Annotated in this window: 20 protein-coding genes; 16 read left to right on the top strand and 4 right to left on the bottom strand. The window is 41.5% G+C overall.

Annotated elements, in window-relative coordinates:
• Window positions 1-8 precede the first annotated feature (8 nt).
• From CJ305_RS16905 to CJ305_RS16875, 7 genes are all read left to right on the top strand, one after another.
• Window positions 9-344 (top strand): FtsB family cell division protein, encoded by a 336-nt coding sequence (locus tag CJ305_RS16905; protein WP_223248911.1) that lies wholly within the window; start codon window positions 9-11, stop codon window positions 342-344.
• A complete protein-coding gene (locus tag CJ305_RS16900) occupies window positions 337-1,785 on the top strand; it encodes a methylmalonyl-CoA mutase subunit beta (RefSeq protein WP_099647480.1) in 1,449 nt (482 codons plus the stop codon). The genes CJ305_RS16905 and CJ305_RS16900 overlap by 8 nt, the downstream gene beginning before the upstream one ends.
• Window positions 1,778-2,413 carry a hypothetical protein gene (locus tag CJ305_RS16895; protein ID WP_143469405.1) on the top strand — a complete coding sequence of 212 codons (636 nt, stop codon included), beginning with the start codon at window positions 1,778-1,780 and terminating at the stop codon, window positions 2,411-2,413. The genes CJ305_RS16900 and CJ305_RS16895 overlap by 8 nt, the downstream gene beginning before the upstream one ends.
• 3 nt (window positions 2,414-2,416) lie before the next feature.
• Window positions 2,417-4,543, top strand: a complete 2,127-nt coding sequence (gene scpA, locus CJ305_RS16890) for a methylmalonyl-CoA mutase (RefSeq protein ID WP_099647478.1) — start codon at window positions 2,417-2,419, stop codon at window positions 4,541-4,543.
• Window positions 4,544-4,662: 119 nt separating this feature from the next.
• Complete coding sequence (locus tag CJ305_RS16885; protein ID WP_099647477.1) at window positions 4,663-6,903, top strand: TlpA family protein disulfide reductase; 2,241 nt, start codon at window positions 4,663-4,665, stop codon at window positions 6,901-6,903.
• Window positions 6,904-6,988: 85 nt separating this feature from the next.
• Window positions 6,989-7,870: an SDR family oxidoreductase gene (locus CJ305_RS16880; RefSeq protein WP_099647476.1), complete on the top strand. Its 882-nt coding sequence runs from the start codon at window positions 6,989-6,991 to the stop codon at window positions 7,868-7,870.
• Window positions 7,871-8,000: 130 nt separating this feature from the next.
• Complete coding sequence (locus CJ305_RS16875; RefSeq protein ID WP_099647475.1) at window positions 8,001-10,841, top strand: M16 family metallopeptidase; 2,841 nt, start codon at window positions 8,001-8,003, stop codon at window positions 10,839-10,841.
• A gap of 146 nt (window positions 10,842-10,987) precedes the next feature.
• Here CJ305_RS16875 and CJ305_RS16870 read toward each other — a convergent pair whose 3' ends face one another.
• The 3 genes from CJ305_RS16870 to CJ305_RS19320 form a co-directional block, all read right to left on the bottom strand.
• On the bottom strand, window positions 10,988-12,169 hold the full coding sequence (locus CJ305_RS16870; protein WP_099647474.1) for a hypothetical protein: 1,182 nt from the start codon (window positions 12,167-12,169) through the stop codon (window positions 10,988-10,990).
• 1 nt (window position 12,170) lies between these two features.
• On the bottom strand, window positions 12,171-12,983 hold the full coding sequence (locus CJ305_RS16865) for a hypothetical protein (RefSeq protein WP_099647473.1): 813 nt from the start codon (window positions 12,981-12,983) through the stop codon (window positions 12,171-12,173).
• A gap of 90 nt (window positions 12,984-13,073) precedes the next feature.
• Entirely contained in the window at window positions 13,074-13,259 is a 186-nt protein-coding gene (locus tag CJ305_RS19320) for a hypothetical protein (RefSeq protein ID WP_143469404.1), read from the bottom strand.
• Between the two features lie 278 nt (window positions 13,260-13,537).
• Between CJ305_RS19320 and CJ305_RS16860 the strand changes: the two genes are divergently transcribed.
• From CJ305_RS16860 to CJ305_RS16820, 9 genes are all read left to right on the top strand, one after another.
• The gene (locus tag CJ305_RS16860) at window positions 13,538-14,305 is read left to right on the top strand and encodes a ParA family protein (RefSeq protein ID WP_099647472.1); all 768 of its coding nucleotides are present in this window, start codon (window positions 13,538-13,540) and stop codon (window positions 14,303-14,305) included.
• Between the two features lie 2 nt (window positions 14,306-14,307).
• Entirely contained in the window at window positions 14,308-15,213 is a 906-nt protein-coding gene (locus CJ305_RS16855) for a ParB/RepB/Spo0J family partition protein (RefSeq protein WP_099647471.1), read from the top strand.
• The gene (locus tag CJ305_RS16850) at window positions 15,206-15,799 is read left to right on the top strand and encodes a DUF5683 domain-containing protein (protein WP_223248910.1); all 594 of its coding nucleotides are present in this window, start codon (window positions 15,206-15,208) and stop codon (window positions 15,797-15,799) included. The genes CJ305_RS16855 and CJ305_RS16850 overlap by 8 nt, the downstream gene beginning before the upstream one ends.
• Window positions 15,800-15,891: 92 nt before the next feature.
• On the top strand, window positions 15,892-16,587 hold the full coding sequence (gene dapB, locus CJ305_RS16845; RefSeq protein ID WP_099647469.1) for a 4-hydroxy-tetrahydrodipicolinate reductase: 696 nt from the start codon (window positions 15,892-15,894) through the stop codon (window positions 16,585-16,587).
• 137 nt (window positions 16,588-16,724) lie between these two features.
• Window positions 16,725-18,299, top strand: a complete 1,575-nt coding sequence (gene lepB / locus CJ305_RS16840; protein ID WP_099647468.1) for a signal peptidase I — start codon at window positions 16,725-16,727, stop codon at window positions 18,297-18,299.
• A 130-nt stretch (window positions 18,300-18,429) separates the two neighbouring features.
• On the top strand, window positions 18,430-18,882 hold the full coding sequence (locus tag CJ305_RS16835; protein ID WP_099647467.1) for an FKBP-type peptidyl-prolyl cis-trans isomerase: 453 nt from the start codon (window positions 18,430-18,432) through the stop codon (window positions 18,880-18,882).
• A gap of 154 nt (window positions 18,883-19,036) precedes the next feature.
• Window positions 19,037-19,876 (top strand): OmpA/MotB family protein, encoded by an 840-nt coding sequence (locus CJ305_RS16830; RefSeq protein WP_099647466.1) that lies wholly within the window; start codon window positions 19,037-19,039, stop codon window positions 19,874-19,876.
• A gap of 145 nt (window positions 19,877-20,021) precedes the next feature.
• The gene (locus CJ305_RS16825) at window positions 20,022-20,459 is read left to right on the top strand and encodes a hypothetical protein (protein ID WP_099647465.1); all 438 of its coding nucleotides are present in this window, start codon (window positions 20,022-20,024) and stop codon (window positions 20,457-20,459) included.
• A 14-nt stretch (window positions 20,460-20,473) separates the two neighbouring features.
• Window positions 20,474-20,848, top strand: coding sequence for a hypothetical protein (locus tag CJ305_RS16820; protein ID WP_099647464.1), 375 nt, complete (start codon window positions 20,474-20,476; stop codon window positions 20,846-20,848).
• Window positions 20,849-20,904: 56 nt separating this feature from the next.
• On the opposite strand, the gene CJ305_RS16815 is transcribed toward CJ305_RS16820, so the two are convergent.
• Window positions 20,905-21,648 (bottom strand): SDR family oxidoreductase, encoded by a 744-nt coding sequence (locus CJ305_RS16815; protein WP_099647491.1) that lies wholly within the window; start codon window positions 21,646-21,648, stop codon window positions 20,905-20,907.
• Window positions 21,649-21,688 lie beyond the last annotated feature (40 nt).

Below are 21,688 nucleotides of genomic sequence, written 5' to 3'. Positions count from 1 at the left end.
ATTATACCGTGTCAATCCTTAAAAAACTTCGTCAAAAAAAATGGTTTCGCATTTTGGGTAATAAGTACGTGCTGTTTTTAGTAATTTTTACCGTTTGGATGGTGTTTTTTGACACCAATTCCTGGTTTATTCACGACGAACTGGACGATGAGATCGAAAAGCTTGAGGGAAACCGGGCTTATTTTAAAGAGCAAATTCAGCAGGATCGCAGTCAGATCAATAAACTTAAAGACAGTCAGGAGCTGGAGCGTTTTGCCCGCGAAGAATACCATATGAAAAAAGAAGGCGAAGAAATTTTCATCATCGAGTATGAAGACAGCCTTAAACTCAAAGAACATGAATAACCCATCGGACGAAAATTCCAATAAAAAACCCAAATCTGCCCTTGACGTGGCTTTTGAGGCCAGTAGGGAATCACAAGACAAACGAACCGGACTGTTTGCCGAATTTAATGCTGTAAGCGAAAAAGGGTTTAAGCAACAGATTCAATACGATCTTAAAGGCGCAGAGTATAACGAGTCTTTGGTTTGGAAAAGCCCTGAAGGCATTCACGTAAAGCCTTTTTACCATCGGGAAAGTACTGCGGTCACCTCAATTCCCGGACAGCCGCAATCCTGGCAAGTCGCTGAAGAAATTTATGTTCTTGACGAAAAACAAACCGCCAGAACCGCTCACGAAGTGCTTCAGAAGGGAGCCGAAAGTATTGTTCTAAAAGCTGATAAACCTTTAGACAGTAAAAAATTGCTGAATGCCCTTCCGGCGGAATCCTTCAGCCTGTATTTTAATTTGAGTTTTTTCGATCATGAATTTATGCTTTCGCTTTGCGAAAATTTGAAGTCAAAACCTTATAAATCTTTCCTCAATATAGATCCGGTGGGCAATCTAGCCTTTACCGGAAACTGGTTTTCTGATCAAAAAACCGATTTTAAAGGCCTCGAACGGCTTTTTCTAAACACCGCTAACGATAACGTTATAGGTGTTGATGCCACAGGATATCACAATTCAGGAGCTACGGCTGTTCAGCAATTGGCCTATGCTTTGGCGCACGCCAATGAATACCTCAATCATTTTGGCGACCAACTCAACAATCAGACGATCACGTTTAAAGTAGCTGTTGGCTCTAATTACTTCTTTGAAATTGCAAAAATCCGTGCCCTGCGTCTGCTTTATGCAAGCCTGGCATCAGAATACAAGCTACCGGAAACCTGCCACATTCTTGCAACTCCTGCCCTCCGCAACAAAACGCTTTACGATTACAATACCAATTTACTGCGCACAACGACTGAAGCGATGAGTGCTGTTTTGGGTGGCGCTAACACAATTTGCAACCTGCCTTATGATTCGATTTATCATAAGACTAATGAATTTGGCCAACGCATTGCGCGCAACCAACTGCTCATTCTAAAGCACGAAAGCTATTTTGATCAGGTAACAAATCCCGCTGAAGGCGCTTATTATGTTGAAGCCCTGACCACTCAGCTGGCAGAGCAGGCGTTGGCCCTGTTTAAAGAACTGGAAGCCGGCGGCGGACTCGTGACTCAACTCATTGAAGGAAAAATTCAGAATAAAATCAAGGAAGCTGCTGCAAAGGAACAGGCGCTTTTTGATACGGGCGAAAAAATTCTGGTAGGGACAAACAAATATCAAAATGCAGAGGATCGCATGAAAAATGAGCTGGAATTGTATCCTTTCCTTAAAGTCAAACCCCGAAAGACGCTGATACAGCCCATTATTGCCAGACGCCTTTCGGAAGCAATGGAACAAAAACGTCTGGAAGATGAATAGAATGTTATTTTTTGTGTTCATCGTACTTCTTGTTTCGTGTAAAGAAGTCGTTCAAACGGCTACCACACTCTCTAGAGCAACTGAAGAAGAGGCGCCCATGGTGGTAGAGGGGAGCTATTTTAGCCTTGATAAAGACGCGGTGTCAATCTACCTGCCCGATACTTTCGAAAAATATACGATTAGTGAATATGCGTACGAGGCAAAGCAGCTTAACGATAGTATTACTGATCCGTTTATAGCCTTATTTACCAATTTACGGGATAATTTAAAGGGCAATTTCTACCTGCTCTACGATAAAGAAAATTACTCGTTTTGCGCAGTAAATAGTATTCCGTACTTCGATTTTAAAAGACAGGATGCCAAGTATATGCTTGCGATGATCCGTAAAAATCAACAGGATGCTTCAGGCCCTGATCTGTTCTTTGAAAAGCAAACCGCAAAGTACAGTGCGACAGATGATGTAAAGATCTTTAAGGCTGTTTTCAAACTTTCTAATTTTGAGGAAACCTTGATGAATTATAGGCATATTTATCTGATAAGTACCCGTAATAATCAAACCTTTCAATTCATTTTCAATACGCCATTTGAAGCTGATTTTGATCCGTTTATTAGCCGAATGAAAATTTAAACTATGCGCAAAAACCTGCAACATATTAAAATCAAAGCATTTCAAGCGGATAGCATTTCGAGCGATTCTCAGCTTACCGCCGAAGAAATCGAGGTAAAAAAACAATACACCGCTCAGGATCTGAAGAACCTGGAGCATCTGGATTTCGCAGCCGGGATTCCGCCTTATTTACGCGGTCCGTACAGTACGATGTACGTGAGCCGCCCCTGGACGATACGCCAATATGCCGGTTTTTCAACCGCTGAAGAAAGCAATGCGTTTTACCGCCGCAATTTAAAAGCCGGGCAAAAAGGACTTTCTGTGGCTTTTGACCTCGCCACCCATCGTGGTTATGACAGCGATCACGAGCGCGTGGAAGGCGATGTAGGTAAAGCCGGCGTTGCCATTGATAGCGTTGAGGATATGAAAATCCTTTTTGACCAGATTCCGCTTGACCAGATGAGTGTCTCGATGACGATGAACGGTGCGGTGCTTCCCATTATGGCTTTTTATATTGTTGCTGCCGAAGAACAAGGCGTAAAACCCAAACAATTACAGGGAACCATACAAAATGACATTTTAAAGGAGTTTATGGTGCGCAACACCTACATCTACCCTCCTGCCCCGTCGATGCGCATCATTTCAGATATTTTTGAATTTACGTCTAAAGAAATGCCGAAATTCAATTCGATCTCCATTTCGGGTTATCATATGCAGGAAGCCGGTGCAACCTGTGATATCGAACTCGCATATACACTGGCAGACGGACTCGAATACCTACGCACCGGTATTGCTGCCGGAATGAGTGTAGACGACTTTGCGCCCCGGCTGTCGTTCTTTTGGGCGATTGGGATGAACCATTTTATGGAAATCGCCAAAATGCGTGCAGCGCGTATGCTCTGGTCGAAAATTGTGCAGCAATTCAATCCCAAAAATAAAAAGTCGCTTTCCCTGCGCACCCATTGCCAGACCAGCGGCTGGAGTCTTACCGAGCAGGATCCGTTTAACAACGTGGCGCGCACGACCATAGAAGCAGCTGCGGCAGCTTTTGGAGGAACACAAAGCCTGCACACCAATGCGCTCGATGAGGCGATCGCTCTGCCTACCGACTTTTCGGCGCGCATAGCCCGCAACACGCAAATCTATTTACAAAAAGAAACCGAAATCACCCGAACGGTAGACCCATGGGCCGGGAGTTATTATGTGGAAAATCTCACCCACGAGATCGCTGAAAAAGCCTGGGCTCACATTCAGGAGATTGAAGCGCTTGGCGGGATGACCAAAGCCATTGAAAAAGGAATTCCCAAACTGCGTATTGAGGAAGCAGCAGCCCGTAAGCAAGCCCGTATAGACAGCGGTCAGGATATCATTGTAGGCGTCAACAAATACCGCCTGGACAGCGAGGATGACATCGTTACCCTTGAGGTTGACAACGACGCCGTGCGCAAATCACAAATAGAACGCCTCAAAAAACTAAAAACAAAACGGGATTCTAAAGCCGTTGAAAAAGCCCTGGCTGATTTAACAACCTGTGCTAAGACCGGCGAGGGTAATTTGCTAACTTTAGCAGTAGCAGCAGCCCGTAAACGTGCTACTTTGGGCGAAATTTCGTCTGCTCTGGAAGAGGTTTACGGCAGGCATAAAGCACAAACCAAATCCTTTAGCGGCGTGTATAGTAAAGAAATTAAAGAAGATCCCGCTTTCGCGAAAGCCCGGGAACTGGCAGATCGTTTTGCAAAACTCGAGGGGCGTCGTCCACGTATTATGATCGCCAAAATGGGCCAGGACGGCCACGACCGCGGAGCCAAAGTTGTCGCAACCGGCTATGCCGATGTAGGCTTTGACGTTGATATTGGTCCGCTGTTTCAAACGCCGAAGGAAGTCGCCCGCCAAGCGGTAGAAAACGATGTACACATCCTGGGCGTTTCTTCCCTCGCGGCAGGTCATAAGACCTTAGTGCCACAGGTGATTGAAGAACTCAAAAAACTGGATCGCGAAGACATAATGGTAATCGTGGGTGGTGTGATTCCGCGTAAGGATTATCAGTTTCTGTTTGACGCGGGCGCCGTGGCGGTTTTTGGTCCGGGATCGAAGATTAGCGAGGCGGCGATTTCCATTTTGGAGATTTTGCTGAAGACTTTTGAAGAGTAAAAAGCATTTAGATGTTACTAAGACTTTTTCAAATGTTACATGAGACCTACAATTCTGTGAATTAATGAAATAGATACATTTTTTAAGTTAATTTCCTTTACTTATTAAATGCATCAATCATGAAAATCAACAGTTACAGTCTTACTTTTCTAATCTTTTTTCTGGCTTTAAGTCCCGGCAATTCTCAAACCGCAGTTCAGTTTATCGACGACCCGGCGTATGAAGTCACCACCAGTGGGATAACCTATATAAGCCGAATAGAAAGGACTCCGGAAGAAACCCGAGTCACCATTCATTCTAAATTTATTCCCGGTTGGTGGGTCAATTTTACCAAAGACACGTATCTAAGGGATGTAGCTACGGATGAGAAGTACAAGATCAAAGAGGTAATAGGTGCCGAATTTGATGAAAAACTCTGGACACCGGAATCTGGCGAACAATTCACCGAACTCATTTTTGAACCGCTTCCTCTTTCGACTCAAAAAATCGATTATGTGGATGGAGAAAGCACGATTTATGGTGTTTCACTAACTGAAAGCGCTTCTGAAACTTCAAACGAAGTACCTGTAGAAGTGATGAACTGGCTGGAGGAAGAGTTAGCCAAATCTGACCCGGCATTAGAAAGTTTTGATCCTGACACCTTTTTCAGTCGAAAAATGGGACGGGTTGTGGGTTATATCAAAGGTTATGATCCCAGACTTGGTTTTGAAACCGGAATGATTTACATCGGGAATGAGCTTACCCGGGAAGAATATCCCACAGTAATAGAAATTGCTCCTGATGGACGATTTGAAGCCGAAATACCCTTGGTTCAACCCGTAGAAACGTATATGGTAATTGCCGATGAAGGTTTTACCTTTTATCTGGAACCCGGTACTACTCTGGGCCTTGTTCTGGATTGGGAAGAGTTTTTACTCGCAGATCGTTATCGTGACCGTCGTTACGAATTTGAAAGTATTGAATATCTTGGGCCGCTAGCTCAGATAAATGAGGAATTACAAACTTTCAAACCGGAGCGGTTTGATTATGGTAAGGATTTTACAAATATGATCAAGACCTTGCCTCCTCTTGATTTTAAAGCGGAGGTATTAAAGCAATACTATACCAACGAAGAAAAATTAGCTGCGCATTTATCTAAAAATACCCTTTCACAAAAAGCACAAGATCTTTACAGGGCTTATGTTAAGTTGATTTCGAGTACCGATCTGTTTGACTATGTATCGAACCGGACGTATTATAAAACGCAGGATACTACAAATGCAGTACTTAAAATGGAAGTACCTGATTCTTACTACCAAGCCATTCAGGATTTATTGCCGGTTAATGATCTTGGCGCTTTAGCAACGGATCAGTATAAAGTTCTAATAAACCGCCTGGAGTTTGCAGAACCACTTCAGGAAGTAGATCGCAATTCTTCAAGGGCCAAATATCGTCAATCTGAAAAAACCTTGCAGGAGTACTTTGAAGAAGAAGGAATTCTTTTGGAAGATAAATTTAAGGAACTTTTAAAACCACTGACTGAAGATGAGGCTTCAAAACTAGACGCTTTGGAGCGCAGACAACTATCTGATGAGTTTAATGAAAAATACTTTGTGGAGTTACAGAACTTTAGTAAAAAATACACTGAGCCCCTCCCAAAAGATAAAGCCCCAATTGAACTGGAAAAATGGAAGCAAAAAGACAGCTTGCTTTTTAATATTTTTGGTATTGAAAAGGGTCTGGCAAGTGATATTATTAAAGTACGAAGTTTAAAATTTTGGTTCGATTTCTGGGGAAAAGAGACCTCAGAGCTGGTCTGGACGAACCTTAAAAAAGACATAGGTAACCCATTTTTAAGAGCTGAAGGACAACGTATGTATGACCAGACATACCCTCAAGTGTCAGATAACGAAGAGCTTGTTGATGGAGATCTACCTGCATCCGAAATCTTTAAGGAAAATACTCTTGTGCTTCCTGAAGGTAAGGGTACCGCGGCTTTTCGTAAGATTACAGACTCATTTAAAGGGAAAATCCTGTTTGTTGATTTTTGGGCTACTTCTTGCGGTCCCTGCGTGGCCACCATTAAACATATGAAAGAAACCCGTAAAAAGTTTAAAGATAATCCTGATTTTGAATTTGTCTTTATCACGGATGAATCCCAATCCCCCCAGAAAACCTATGATAAATTTATTGCTGATCAGGAGCTGGAAAATGTATATCGGGTAGATCAGAGCACCTATCACCGTTTCAGGGATTTATTCAGTTTTAATGGAATTCCTCAATACATTGTTTTAGACAAAGCCGGCAATGTGGTTGATGCTGATTTTCAGATGTATGCGTTTGATTTCGAGTTGCCAAAAATCCTTAAGAAGTATAAGTAGTTTAGAAAAAGTAGGATTAGGTGATTGAATCGTTTGCTGAAAAATGTACATTTAAAAAAAGCAATACGAATTACACGAAACTATTATGAATTACACCGATAAAATGCTGCGCGATGATGCGCTTAAAAGAAAAACTATTGTAGTCACCGGTGGTGGCAGCGGTCTGGGAAAATCAATGACCAAATATTTTCTAGAGCTCGGAGCCAACGTGGCAATCACCTCCAGAGATCTCGATAAACTTAAAAATACCGCTCAGGAACTTGAGGATGAGACCGGAGGCACCTGCTTTGCCGTGCAATGCGATGTACGCCACTACGATCAGGTTGAAGCCATGCGGGATGCGGTTTTAAAACGTTTTGGCAGTGTTGACGTGCTTCTCAATAATGCCGCAGGTAATTTCATTTCGCCTACCGAGCGACTTTCGGCCAACGCCTTTGATGTGGTTATTGATATTGTATTAAAAGGAAGTAAAAACTGTACGCTGGCATTTGGTAAGCACTGGATTGACCGGGGCGAAAAAAACAAAACCATCCTGAATATCGTGACGACCTACGCATGGACGGGTTCGGCCTATGTAGTGCCCAGCGCGACCGCAAAAGCCGGTGTACTGGCGATGACGCGCTCTCTTGCAGTAGAATGGGCGAAGTACGGCATACGCTCTAATGCGATTGCACCCGGCCCCTTCCCTACCAAAGGTGCCTGGGAACGACTGCTTCCGGGAGATCTGGCGGAAAAATTTGACCTGTCTAAAAAAGTACCGCTACGTCGCGTAGGCGATCATCAGGAACTGGCAAATCTGGCTGCTTATCTCGTTTCTGACTTCTCTGCTTATCTTAATGGTGAGGTCGTTACCATTGACGGTGGCGAGTGGCTTGAAGGCGCGGGACAATTCAACCTGCTTAAAGACATCCCAGAAGAATTATGGGATCAGCTTGAGGCTATGGTTAAAGCCAAACGCAAGAGTTAACTCTTACCGAAAAAAAACTCGAAATTAGAGCCTTAATTTATGGTTTTTCAAAAACTATATACTTAGTTTTAACGATCCCTATACAACGCCCATTCGGGCAAGTACTTACACTAACATTAAATACGTATTAATGAAAAAGCACAATTTTTGGATTTTTGGTCTCTGTCTGTTCCTCCTGGGAACGGTACAAGCTCAAAATGTAGAGAACAAGGCCAATTCGGCAAACATTCCGCAAGGTCAAATCCCAACAGATCCTAACGTCAAAATAGGAAAGCTTGAGAACGGTCTCACCTATTACATTCGCAACAATGGCAAGCCCGAAGACAAGGTAGAATTACGTCTGGTTGTTAATGCCGGTTCGATCCTTGAAAATGATGATCAGCAGGGTCTGGCGCATTTTATGGAGCACATGAACTTTAACGGAACTACCAATTTTCAAAAAAACGAACTGGTAGATTACCTGCAAAGCATCGGTGTGAAATTTGGTGCTGACCTTAACGCTTACACCAGTTTTGACGAGACGGTATACATCTTACCCATCCCCAGTGATGATCCTGAAAAGTTGGAAAAAGGATTTCAGATTCTGGAAGACTGGGCGCACAATACTACGCTTACTGAAGAAGCCATTGATGGGGAACGTGGCGTCGTGCTTGAAGAATACCGTCTGGGCTTAGGTCCTGATAAGCGTATGCTACAGGAGTATTTACCTAAAATGCTTTACGGTTCAAAATATGCAGAGCGCTTACCCATTGGTAAAAAAGACGTTCTGGAGAACTTCGACTACGAGACTCTGCGTAATTTTTACAACGACTGGTACCGTCCTGATTTGATGGCGGTAGTCGCTGTGGGTGATCTCGATGTAGCCACCCTGGAGCAAAAAATAAAAGATCACTTCGGAAGAATTGAGCCTGCAAAAAATGCTCCGAAACGTGAAGAATTTGATCTGCCTAACCACGAGGAAACCTTCATAACTGTAGCCAGCGATCCTGAAGCGCCTTTTAGCCGCGTTCAGGTAATGTACAAAGACACGTTTAAGAGTCCGGCTGCTAAGACCACTCAGGATTATAAAGATCTGGTTGTGCGCAGTTTGTTTTCAACGATGTTAAACAACAGGCTGAATGAATTGCGTAATGCGGCAAATCCTCCCTTTATTTTTGGATACAGCTATTATGGTGGCACCTATGCCCGTGATAAAAAAGCCTATCAGTCTGTAGCTCAAACGAGCGAAACCGGACAACTGACTGCATTACAGGCCTTGCTGGAAGAGAACGAGCGCGTAAAGCGTTTTGGTTTTCAGGAAGGTGAACTGGAGCGCGCCAAAAAAGAGCTGATTGCCCGTATGGAAAAGGCTTATAAAGATCGTGATAAGATAGAAAGTGGTCGTATTGTAGGTGAGTACATCAATAATTATCTGGAAGAAGAGCCTATTCCCGGGATTGAGTGGGAATATGACTTCTATCAAAAAGTGCTTCCTTCAATAGAACTTAAAGACGTAAACGGTCTTATTAAAAACTTTATACATCCAGACAACCGGGTAATCATTCTTACCGGCCCCGAAAAAGAGGGACTGGAGTTGGTCAAAGAAGACGAAGTTTTGGCTTTGCTTGAAGAAGTAGAGAATGCTGAACTAACTGCCTACGAGGACGAGGCTGTACGCAGTGAACTGCTTGAAACCAAACCTCAGGCGGGCACAATTGTTTCTGAAGAAACCAATGCCGACTTAGACTACAAATCGTTTACCCTGAGTAACGGAGCAAAAGTTACCTACAAAATCACCGATTTTAAGAATGACGAGGTGCTGTTTAGCGCTTTCAGTTATGGGGGTACAAGCTTATATTCTGACGAAGACTACCTAAATACCGTTTACGCCAATGGTGGTTTATCACAGGCAGGTATTGGCGGTCTTTCCCTTAACGATATGAATAAAATGATGAGCGGAAAAATAGTTGGTGTTTCACCCTATATTTCCAGCAGTACTGAAGGCTTTAGAGGTCAGGCAGCGCCAAAGGATCTTGAGACGCTTTTTCAACAGGTCTATTTGTATTTTACAGGTCTAAATAAAGATGAAGAAGCCTACAATTCATTTATAAGCAAGCAAAAGAGCTTTTTGGGCAACCTGATGGCTAACCCCAATTACTATTATCAGAATGAAATAGGCAAAGTACGTAACGAGGGTAACCCAAGATTTAGTGGTTTCCCTACACCTGAAAAACTGGATGAGGCTGATTACGATTTGGCGTATGCCAAATATCAGGAGCGTTTTGCAGATGCCGGGGATTTCAACTTCTACTTCGTTGGGAATATTGATGAAGCAAAGCTGAAAGAATTTGCTAAAACTTATATTGGCAGTCTACCCGGAAAAGACAGTAACGAGACTTTTGAAGTGCCAGAGTTCCGCGTGAAAGATGAGTATCAAAAAGTTGTTGTAAATAAAGGTACAGATCCTAAAAGTAGTGTTCAAATTGTATGGGTTGAAGAAACCGATTATGATGCTGATGAAGCTCTTGAATTAGACGCTCTTGGCGAAGTACTTACCATCAAACTTATTGAGCAATTGCGTGAAGAAATAGGTGGTGTTTATGGTGTAGGCGCTAACGGAAACTTACGTAAATATCCTTATGGAAATGCAACTTTCAGCATCAGCTTCCCTTGCGGGCCTGATAATGTGGAGAAACTAACGGAAGCTGCTCTGGCCGAAACAGAAAAACTTAAGGAAAATGGTCCTACTGCTGAAGATTTGGCTAAAGTCAAAGAAACCTATTTACAGGAACGTAAAGACAAAATGCAACAGAATGGCTTTTGGCTTTCGGTATTGCAGGAAAGTGATGAAGACGATATGGATATCTCGCGTATGATGAGCTTTGAAGAACGCGTACAGGCACTTACCGCAGAAGAACTTCAGGAAGTGGCCAACAAATATCTGGATGCCAATTACTTTATGGGCGTTTTAATGCCTGAAGAAACCGAGTAATGGTTAATACATAAATCACTAAACTCCCTCAGGTATTCTTAACCTCGAGGGAGTTTTTTTATGGGTGATACCAAAGGTATAATACCTTGAAGCTTGCTTAAAAAAATAGCTTAATAGAATGCCTTTTGGGTGTTATGCAAAGGAGTTTATTCTGCTCCAGATTGAGCAAGTGTCTCTTTGTTTTTATTGCCTTTAAAAACCGAATCAAAACCCCGTTTCAGTAATTGAAAACTTACCACGTAGAATAGCAATACCGGGAAATAGCTAAAATCAAAGGCTACGGCCTCTAAATGAAAGATGTGCTTAAAAACATCAACCAGGTAAAGCGGAAACTCAAGTATCGCATGAATGTTCCATACCAGTTGAAGACCTATAAAATAGAGAATTACCGCATTGTTAAACACGGAATACCCTAACAGAAAGGAGGCTTTAGGTCTTCGATCTGTGGTATAAAAGCGTTTGGGAGACTTTATAAAGTCGCTCAAAGCAGCATTAGCTCTGGATAAAAGGTTGGGTGTCCCACTCCAATCAGACAAAAGCCAGTACCCGTCAGAACGTATAAAGGGAATAAGCTGAATCATGCTGTAAAGCGCCAGCATAAACACAATCTGATTGAATAAAACAACATCAGGGTAAAGCCAATTTAGAAGGTAAAAAAACACCAGACACCACAATTGCATATAAACTCCGGCCAGATTGCCAATGATGCGTTCGCTTTTCTTAGCCTGCCAAAGGGCAGTAATGTTTGAAAACAACACCGGGAAAATAAGGTATAGCCCTCCTCCTATTTCTCCGTTTTTCCCTGTGAACCGTTTGCAGGCTGCAATATGACCAAGTTCATGAAGTACTATGGTGCCCAGATACAAAAGCATTAAATCAGTCACCGAAAAACCCGTATTTTGAAAGCTGAAGCGTATCAGACTAAAAACCGCAAGCAGAAATAACAGACCAAAACTGATGTAAAAAAATACTTTATTAAATAAGGGAATGAAGGGAGCAGCAATTTTACCGGCCCATTTCGCGTTGAGAATTACAAACTGAAGGTTGATGAATTTATGTTCCTTTTCCTCAACGGGTTCGTAGTCTAAAAGCAAGCCGGTAAATCCTAACCGGTTTACAATAAACGCCCAAAATTCCTCAAGTTTAAATTGATAGCCGTAATCCTCATTAAATCTGGAACAGGCATCTTCCAGGTTTTCAGCACGCTCCAGGAGGTCTACCAGTTCTTTTGCCGGGGCAGAAATGATATAATGCCTGTTAGCATTCTGCAGAACCCAGGAGTTTTGCTCGTATTTTGAAATGCTGAAATGCTTTTTTAAGATTGCCATTTTACTTACTTACCTCGTCGATGATATTCCGGTTGTGCTCAAGCATCTTAAACATACTTTCGATCCAGGAAACCAAATCATAAAGTTGCAGGTTTAAAGCCTCAGCTCTGGCCTTTTGAAATTGCTCTTCCGCAAAATCATTACATTCACGGGCAATTCCTGACAAATAGAAAACACGTTCTTCAAAACGTTGCAAATTATTTGGATTTTCTACCCCTTCTTTTTCGATATAGCTTCTTACCCGGCTAATGCAATAGGTCAACTGCCCAGATTCAATATCCTTATCAAAGTCTTCCAGATCGTCAAGCATTTGCATGCCATAAAACAAGGGAGTTAAGAGCTTCTCCAGCCGTTTTTGATCTATTTGCGATTCAAAAAGCAGCAGCAATCCGCCTGATGGGACAAACGCAGGCGCGTGTTTAGCGAGGGCGTAAGCTTTAAAGCTTTCAAGACTATGCGAAAATGAAGCGGTATTATGTTGTTTTTCAAGAACCAAACCGCAATAATAGGCACTCATATAAGTTTCCATAATGTTCCAAAAACGGGAGTTCTCATCAAACAACCGCGCTAATATGCGCAAAGATTGGGTATTAGAACGATTTGCTTTAACAAGCTTGTGCTCTGCTGCCGGAACGCCAATCTCAAATGCGATTTCTCCATCTACCAGAGCATCAATCGTAAAGGTGTAATACGTGTAGTACTCTACAGCCTTTTTAAACGTATTGAATCTTTCGTCATTGTTTATGACGCATAATGGACTGATAAAGTCGAGTAAACGGGTAAAAAAATAGGTAGAGACTGTGTTTTGAGACATATCTGAAAATGTAAAAAGTTCAAATTAAAAATTTAATTTGAACTTTTAGTTTTAACTGCACCTTAAGGTGCCACCCAACTAGTACTTATTTTAGGTTGGTGTACCGCCACATGATGGTGGAGGTGGTGGTGGACAAGACGGTGGCGGTGCACAAGGATCACACGAGCTGTGTGTTTTCGCACAACCGGAGTCGTGGCTGTAATAGAACGTAAATTCCTTACGCTCTTCCAATTTCTCAAAAGAGAAATCTTCCAGATTAAGTTTGGTTTGGTTCATAATACTTAGTTTAAAATGATTAACAGTAATGAATCTACAAGCATTTAAAGGATCAAAAAAATAAAATCGACCAAACCCCAAATTTTCAGACGTAAATAGTTTATTCAATGAATATAATCTATTATTAAAAATAATTAAAGTATAAGAGAGTCAGTTTTGCAAAAATTCATTTTGCCGGCTTCTATTCCAGAAGGAGTAGTCAACCGCGACTGTTAACAAAAAGCATTTTATTTGCGGGTTATATATTGTATTTTCGCTTAATAATTCTCACAAATCCTATGGGTAAAATCATTGCAATTGCAAACCAAAAAGGGGGCGTTGGTAAGACAACTACTTCGGTAAACCTGGCAGCCTCTTTAGGGGTTCTTGAAAAAAAAGTTCTTCTTATTGATGCAGATCCACAGGCAAATGCCACCTCCGGTCTGGGTATTGACGTAGAGTCTGTGGAGTTGGGCACCTATCAGCTACTGGAACATTCAAGTTCAGCTGAAGAAACCATTATAAAGACCGAATCTCCAAACCTGGATCTTATTCCCGCTCATATTGACCTTGTAGCGATAGAAATCGAACTGGTAGAGATGGAACAGCGTGAGTATATGCTGCGTAAGGCCATACGCCACCTGAAGGATCAGTACGACTATATTTTGATTGATTGTGCACCTTCTTTAGGACTTCTTACACTTAATGCACTTACAGCATCAGATTCGGTAATCATACCTATACAATGTGAATATTTTGCCCTTGAAGGGCTGGGTAAATTGCTCAACACCATTAAAAGTGTTCAGAAAATACATAACAACACCCTGGACATTGAAGGCTTACTGCTAACGATGTTTGATTCACGCCTGCGTTTATCTAATCAGGTTGTAGAAGAGGTACAAAAGCATTTTGATGAAATGGTTTTTGAAACCATCATACAGCGTAATGTGCGTTTAAGCGAAGCTCCAAGTTATGGTGAAAGCATAATAAACTACGATGCGGGCAGTAAAGGTGCCGCAAATTACTTAAGTTTAGCCCAGGAGATAATCACAAAAAATGACGCGTAAGCATGGCTAAAGCAATGAAAAAACAAGCTCTGGGTCGTGGTCTTTCTGCATTGCTGAAGGATCCCGATAACGACATAAAATCAGCAGGAGATAAAGGTGCAGATAAGGTTGTAGGCAATATCGTTGAGTTAGAGCTTGATCAGATTGAGGTAAACCCGTTTCAGCCTCGTAGCAGCTTTAATGAAGAGGCTCTTAAGGAACTGGCTTCGTCAATCAGGGAGTTAGGGGTTATTCAACCCATTACCGTACGTAAGATAGATTTTGGAAAGTACCAACTGGTATCAGGTGAGCGCCGTTTTAGAGCTTCAAAACTCGTAGGTCTTGAAACCATCCCCGCTTACATACGCATTGCAAACGATCAGGAATCGCTTGAGATGGCTCTGGTTGAGAATATTCAGCGTGAGGATCTTGACCCCATTGAGATCGCTTTGTCTTATGAGCGTCTTATTGAAGAAATAAATCTTACTCAGGAGCAAATGAGTGAACGCGTGGGTAAAAACCGCTCTACGATCTCCAACTATCTGAGACTCTTAAAGCTTGATCCCATCATTCAAACCGGAATGCGTGACGGATTTTTGTCAATGGGCCATGGCCGTGCTCTAATCAACATCGACAGCACTTCAGATCAGCTTGATATCTACGAAAAGATCATCGAGAATTCTTTATCTGTACGGGCAACAGAAGCTTTAGTCAAAGATTATAAAGCCGGAAAGGGTATTAAAACGCCCGAAAAACCAAAACCAGCACAGGTTCCTGAGTTTATTGAAACCGGAAAAAAAGAGTTTGCTGAGTATTTTGGGGCAAAAGTTGATGTAAAAGTTGCCGCTAAAGGCAATGGAAAGCTAATCATTCCGTTTTCATCTGAAGAAGACTTTAAACGTCTTAAAAAACTCATTTCTGGTGCGTAAACTGCTTCCGTTTATTACAGGTCTTTTTTTGACCCTTACGATTCAAGCTCAAATTTCTGAAGAGCAGGAAGCACCCACTGTCAAAGCGGAAGCCATTGACGAGACCTTTCAGGAATACGATGCCTTAAAACCTTCACGTGCCGCGTTTTATGCCGCTGTACTCCCGGGACTTGGTCAGGCCTACAATGGCGACTATTGGAAAATTCCCTTGGTTTACGGTGCAATTGGTACCGGTGTAGGTATCGCGATATACAATCATGATTTGTTTCAAACCTATCGAACGGCTTATAAAGACCGCATTGCCGGGCGTATTGATGAGTTTACTGAAATTGATGAAGAAGGCAATATCAATCAGATTTTTACGGAAGATCAATTGATAAGAGCCCAGGATTTCTACCGCAGAAACAAAGAACTTTCCATCTTAATTACCGCAGGTATTTATGTGCTCCAGATTTTAGAGGCTAACGTAGACGCGCATCTTTCGCAATACGATATTGAAGACAGACTAAGTTTCGCCCCATATATACAACGCGACGATTTAAACATTTCCAATAACTTTGGAATGCGTATTACCTATTCGTTTTGATTGTGAAAGCGCATTAGCGGCATTTAATAAATAAACCAAAACCAACCGATACGGATAGAAGATTAACTATCCCGGCAAAAAATTAAAAACAGATGAACATTGCGCTCTTAGGCTACGGCCGAATGGGAAAAACCATAGAAAAACTTGCTACCGAGCGTGGTCATAAAATCGTAAAAACTATTGATCAGGATGATGACTACGAATTTAATGGCGCAGACGTGGCTATAGATTTTAGTGTTCCTGATGCGGCAGTAGCAAATATTTCAGCCTGCCTTAATGCAGGTGTTCCGGTGGTTTCTGGCACTACAGGTTGGTTAGAACATTATGATGAAATGGTTTCGCTTTGCGAAAACAAAAAAGGCGCATTTATATACGCCTCAAATTTTAGCGTGGGTGTCAATATCTTTTTCGAACTCAATAAGCAATTGGCCAAAATGATGCAAAACCTTGAGGAATATGATGTAGATATGACCGAAGTGCATCACATTCACAAGCTTGATGCCCCAAGCGGTACCGCAATAACCCTGGCTGACGGAATACTGGATTATTCTGACAAGAAGGATTGGGTTTTAGACGAAAAGGAAACCGGTAAACTGACCATAAACGCAGTTCGTGAAGGCGAGGTTCCCGGTACGCACACTATTAAATATCAAAGCGCGGTTGATGAAATCACCATTGAACACAAGGCACACAGTCGCAATGGTTTTGCTTTGGGAGCAATTATCGCCGCGGAATGGTTAAAAGATAAAACCGGCGTTTACGGTATGAAAGATGTTTTGGGTTTATAGCTAATTAATCTGAGCAAATAAATTACCTCAGAGGTATTTACCAATAGCATTCGCAATAAAAATGTAACAGAATATTGATTTTTTTGACTTACAACCTAAGTTGATCCTTTTGTAGTCAGCATTTAAAATAAAGACCTATGACACTAGCACAGTGGTTTATTTTTTTTCTGGTAGTTCAGGTAATCCATTTTTTAGGAACCTGGAAACTGTATAAAAAAGCCGGCAGACAAGCCTGGGAAGCACTTGTTCCCGTTTACAATGCCGTCATTCTCATGAAAATAATCGGCAGACCCTGGTGGTGGACGATTTTGTTATTTATACCCATCGTAAACCTCATCATGTTTCCGGTTGTCTGGGTTGAAACCGCACGAAGTTTTGGTAAAAATACCACCACAGATACCGTTTTGGTCCTTGTAACACTTGGGTTTTACCTGTATTACATCAATTACACTCAGGATGTAACCTATAGAGAAGATCGTTCTTTGGTTCCTAAAAGCTCTTCAGGAGAATGGGTAAGTTCGATACTATTTGCAGTGGTAGCCGCCACAATTGTTCACACGTATGTGATGCAACCCTTTACCATACCTACAGGATCGCTTGAACGTACGCTGCTTATTGGAGATTTTCTGTTTGTAAGTAAGTTTCACTACGGCGCACGTACCCCAATGACCACGGTCAGTTTCCCAATGGTACACGATACGATTCCTAAATTGGGTATCAAATCTTATTTAGATAAGCCCCAACTCCCCTATTTCAGACTTCCCGGATTTCAGGATGTGGAGCGCAGCGATATTGTTGTATTCAGTTGGCCGGTTGATACGGTCAATAAATTTTACAACCTTAATGATGGTAAATACTACCACAAACCTATAGACAAAAAATCAAATTACGTAAAACGTGCAGTAGGCTTACCGGGAGACAGCCTCAAGGTTGTAGACGGTAAAGTGTTTGTAAATAACAAACCTTTAGAATTGCCAGACCGGGCACGCGTGCAATACGGTTATACCGGAGTATCAAAAAACGGAGGCTTTAATGCCGGTAATCTTTACGATCAATACAAGATCAAACAACTCAGTTTTGTTCAGGGCAACCAGTTTTTTATCCCGGAGCTTTCGGAAGAAAGCGCGGCACGATTTAAAAACCATCCCAATGTTGCAGCTCTTGAACGCTTTATAAGACCAAAGGAAGATAAAGATGCTGATATATTTCCAAAAGGATCAGCCAGCCTGGGAAATGTAGATCAGATTGCGTCGGTATATATTCCTAAAGAAGGAACGACGACTCCTATAACTACAGAGAACATTCCACTTTACAAAAGACTTATAGAAGTTTATGAAGGGGAAGAGATGGGAAATCCGCGTAAAGTCAGCATTAATGGAAACCAGGTATTGCTAGACGGGCAACCGCTTACCTCCTATACGTTTAAGCAGGATTACTACTGGATGATGGGTGATAACCGCCACAACAGTGAAGACAGCCGTTTTTGGGGTTTTGTACCCGAAAATCATATTGTAGGTAAACCCGTATTTATCTGGTTTAGCTGGGATAGCAATGGTAAAGGTATTGGTGAAAAAATACGCTGGGAGCGTCTGTTTACTACAGTGGGTGGTAGCGGTCAACCGGTATCTTATTTTGTGTATTTTCTTGTTGCCCTGGTAGCTTATTTTATTATATCTAAAATCATCAAAAATAAGCGGGCTTCAAAGTCGTAAAACAATACTAAAACGTGGCTAAAAGCATCAATTCCTCAGGTTTTGATGCTTTTTGTTTTAAGACCCCTAAAAATTCAGATTTTAACACTTATACCTAGGTATTCCAAGCCCTAATCCATAGTTTGTCCCTATGGAAACACAGGAAAAAAACACACAACGTAAAGTAAAAAATAACGACACCGTAAAAGTACATTACACCGGTAAGCTTACTAACGGTCAGATTTTTGACAGTTCGGTAGATAAGCAGCCATTAGAATTTCAATTGGGTCAAGACATGATCATTCCGGGTTTTGAGCAAGGTTTGATTGATATGTCTGTAAATGAAAAGAAAACCGTTACTATTCCGGAAGCTGAGGCTTATGGTGAAGTACGGAAAGAGCTTTTTCAGGAAGTTCCTAAAAGTGACTTACCTTCAGAAATTGATCCTCAGGTAGGTATGGGACTTATGGCTAAAAATCCTGACGGAACAGAACGTCAGCTACGTGTTGCTGAAGTGCGCAACGACAGTATCGTAATTGATGCCAATCACCCGTTAGCCGGTCAGGATCTTGTATTTGATCTGGAACTCGTAGAAATAAAATAATCTATTTTTAAAGAAAGCTGAAAACCAGCCAAAAAAAAAGAGAATCCTGCAGTTCATCGAATTGCAGGATTTTTTTTAACAGAAAAATAAGAACACCAGAGCACTATTGACCGGTTTTCGAGGTTATAGAAACCTAACTATAATTTTTACAAAAATGAAAACTTTAAACACCGTTGCGGCTCTGGGCGTAACCATACTCACCGTTTCTTGTGTATCTAAAAAGAAATACACAGAACTACAAAGTCAATACGACAATACCCGGGTAACACTTACCAAAACACAGGTAGAAAAAGAGGAACTTGAAGCTAAGTATAATGCAATAGAAAATCGGGTAGCAGATTACAATACTAAAATCAACTCCCTGCGCGATGAGAACTATCAGAAATTAGATCTGGTAGAAAATCTGGCGGTTATGTCTGAAGCGTCTAAGGAAAAAATGCGTGAGACGCTAAAGAATGCTAATCAGGAGGAACTTTCTCAGGCAACAAGCCTTGAAGATTCTATGAATCTGGCTATCTCTTACAATTTAAAAAAGAATCTGGATGAAAACGTCACTGCAGATGATGACATTCAGGTTGATATTGATGAGACCGTAGTTATGATCAATGTTTCAGATAAGTTGCTTTTTAATAGCGGAAGCTACCGTGTAAGCCGCAAAGCTGATGACCTTCTGAAGCGTCTGGCTGATGTCATTAATTCTGAACCCGCCGTTGAAGTTATGGTTGAAGGTCATACTGACGACCAGACTGTAAAACCCGGCGCTTACATTAAAGACAACTGGGAATTGAGTGTACAACGTTCTACTGCCATCATCCGTGAGCTACAGGACAAGTATAATGTGGATCCTGCTAAACTGATCGCAGCAGGACGCAGCAGCTACCTTCCACTTGTAGATAATGCAACAAAAGAAGACAGAGCAAAAAATAGAAGAACGCGTATTATTATCCTTCCTAATTTAGATAAGTTTCTTTCTCTGGTAAGTAGTACCGACTAGTTTGGTTAAAAATCCTTGTAAAAAGCTGCCTTAGGGCAGCTTTTTTTATGAGTACGATTGAAATTCAGGCTATTTTGATCATTTAGGATTAAATTATCGTGTCTATTTCTTAAATTCAGGTTTTAGTCAGAACTATTGAAAATTTATGAAAGTCTGTGATACACCACTTATTAACCATGTGCTTCAGGAACACAGATTCTCTTTTGGAGTGTTTTACTTTTTTGACGACTTTATTATTTCTGAAATAGCAGAAGGAGTTTTGTTTGATTGGGATAAAGCTTTTGAAGTTATTAGTCTGGGTACCGACTTTTATGGCACCGAAACCAATCATTTGAATTACATTTCAAACCGAATAAATGACTACTCCATAAAACCTCAGGACTGGTTAAAGTTCTTAGGTATGGGCAAACGATTCAACATCTTTGCTGCCGTTACTTACCGCTCAAAATCAATTCCTAACCTGATTATTGAACGTTTTTTTTATAAAGACACCATCGTCTCATTTGACAGTCTGCTTGAAGCTGTTAATTTTATACGGCAAAAAGAAGACCTCGTTCCTCTTCAAAGCTTTAATGAACTCTAAACCCTTATTTTTCCATGCATCTACTTTATGAATTGGCACTCATTTGTGCAGGAATACTTCTAGCTGTAGCTACGCTCACCAAATACGATGGAAAGATGCAAATCGTAAGTAAAATAGCTGGTGCCTTACAACCATTTGCAGCGGTAATTGGAGGGATTTGTTTAATTCTGGGCATTTGGTATCTGCTCAGACCCTTCTGCTTTTTTAGAGATGCTGTAAGTATTTTAGCAGGACTAACCCTTTTAGGCGGAGCTTTAGAAAACAGACCCAGCTTACACGATTTTTTCAACAGAGCTTCGGCGGTGCTTAATCCCTATCGTGTAATTATTGGCATCATCGCGCTTATTCTGGGTGTACTCGGTCTTTTCAACATCAGTTTTATATGCTAAAAAAAAGCTTCATCAGAATCTGATGAAGCTTTACAATCATTTATTCTAGAACAATCCTAGAGTTCCTGAGTTGTTGGTCTGATTAAAATTTCATTCACGCTACTGTGCTCCGGTTGAGTAAGTGCATAATGAATAGAATTTGCAATATCCTGAGCCTGTAATGGCGTCAGATCCTGAAACTGAGACATCATTTCCTGAACGTCCTCGTCAGTAATCGTATTTGTTAATTCGGTATCCACAAAACCAGGTTCGATAGCCGTAACTTTAGTATTGTATTTAGGCCCCATTTCCTGGCGAATTCCTTCACTTAGTGCGCGTACCGCATATTTAGTTGCACAATACACTGCACCTGCAGGCATTACTTTTCGCCCTGCGACAGAAGAAATATTAATGATATGACCGCTTTTGGTTTCTTTCATATCTGGCACTACACTGGCAATACCGTTTAGAACACCTTTAATATTTACATCAACCATTTTGTCCCACTCGTCAGTCTTCAGGTTTTCAACAAAAGACAACGGCATGAGTCCGGCATTGTTGATGAGGACGTCCACTTTACCAAACGTCTGGTGTGTTTGGTCCATTACTCCTTTCCAATCCTCTTTACTGGTAACGTCAGCAGTCACGACAAGCGCTTTGCCACCATCTTTTTCAATTGCATTCTTTAATTCTTCCAGACGCTCTGTACGTCTTGCCGTAATTACCACATTTGCTCCTGAGGCGGCAAGCTTTTTTGCAGTTGCTTCACCTATTCCACTTGATGCTCCGGTTACTATTACGGTTTTATTTGATAAATTCATAGTTTTTGATTTTTTGATTTTATCAAAATTAGTGATCATC

This window comes from Leeuwenhoekiella nanhaiensis, from assembly GCF_002744755.1.
Classification (GTDB): domain Bacteria; phylum Bacteroidota; class Bacteroidia; order Flavobacteriales; family Flavobacteriaceae; genus Leeuwenhoekiella; species Leeuwenhoekiella nanhaiensis.
Note: the sequence above shows the minus strand (reverse complement) of the source record. Positions and strands in the feature narration are given on the sequence as shown.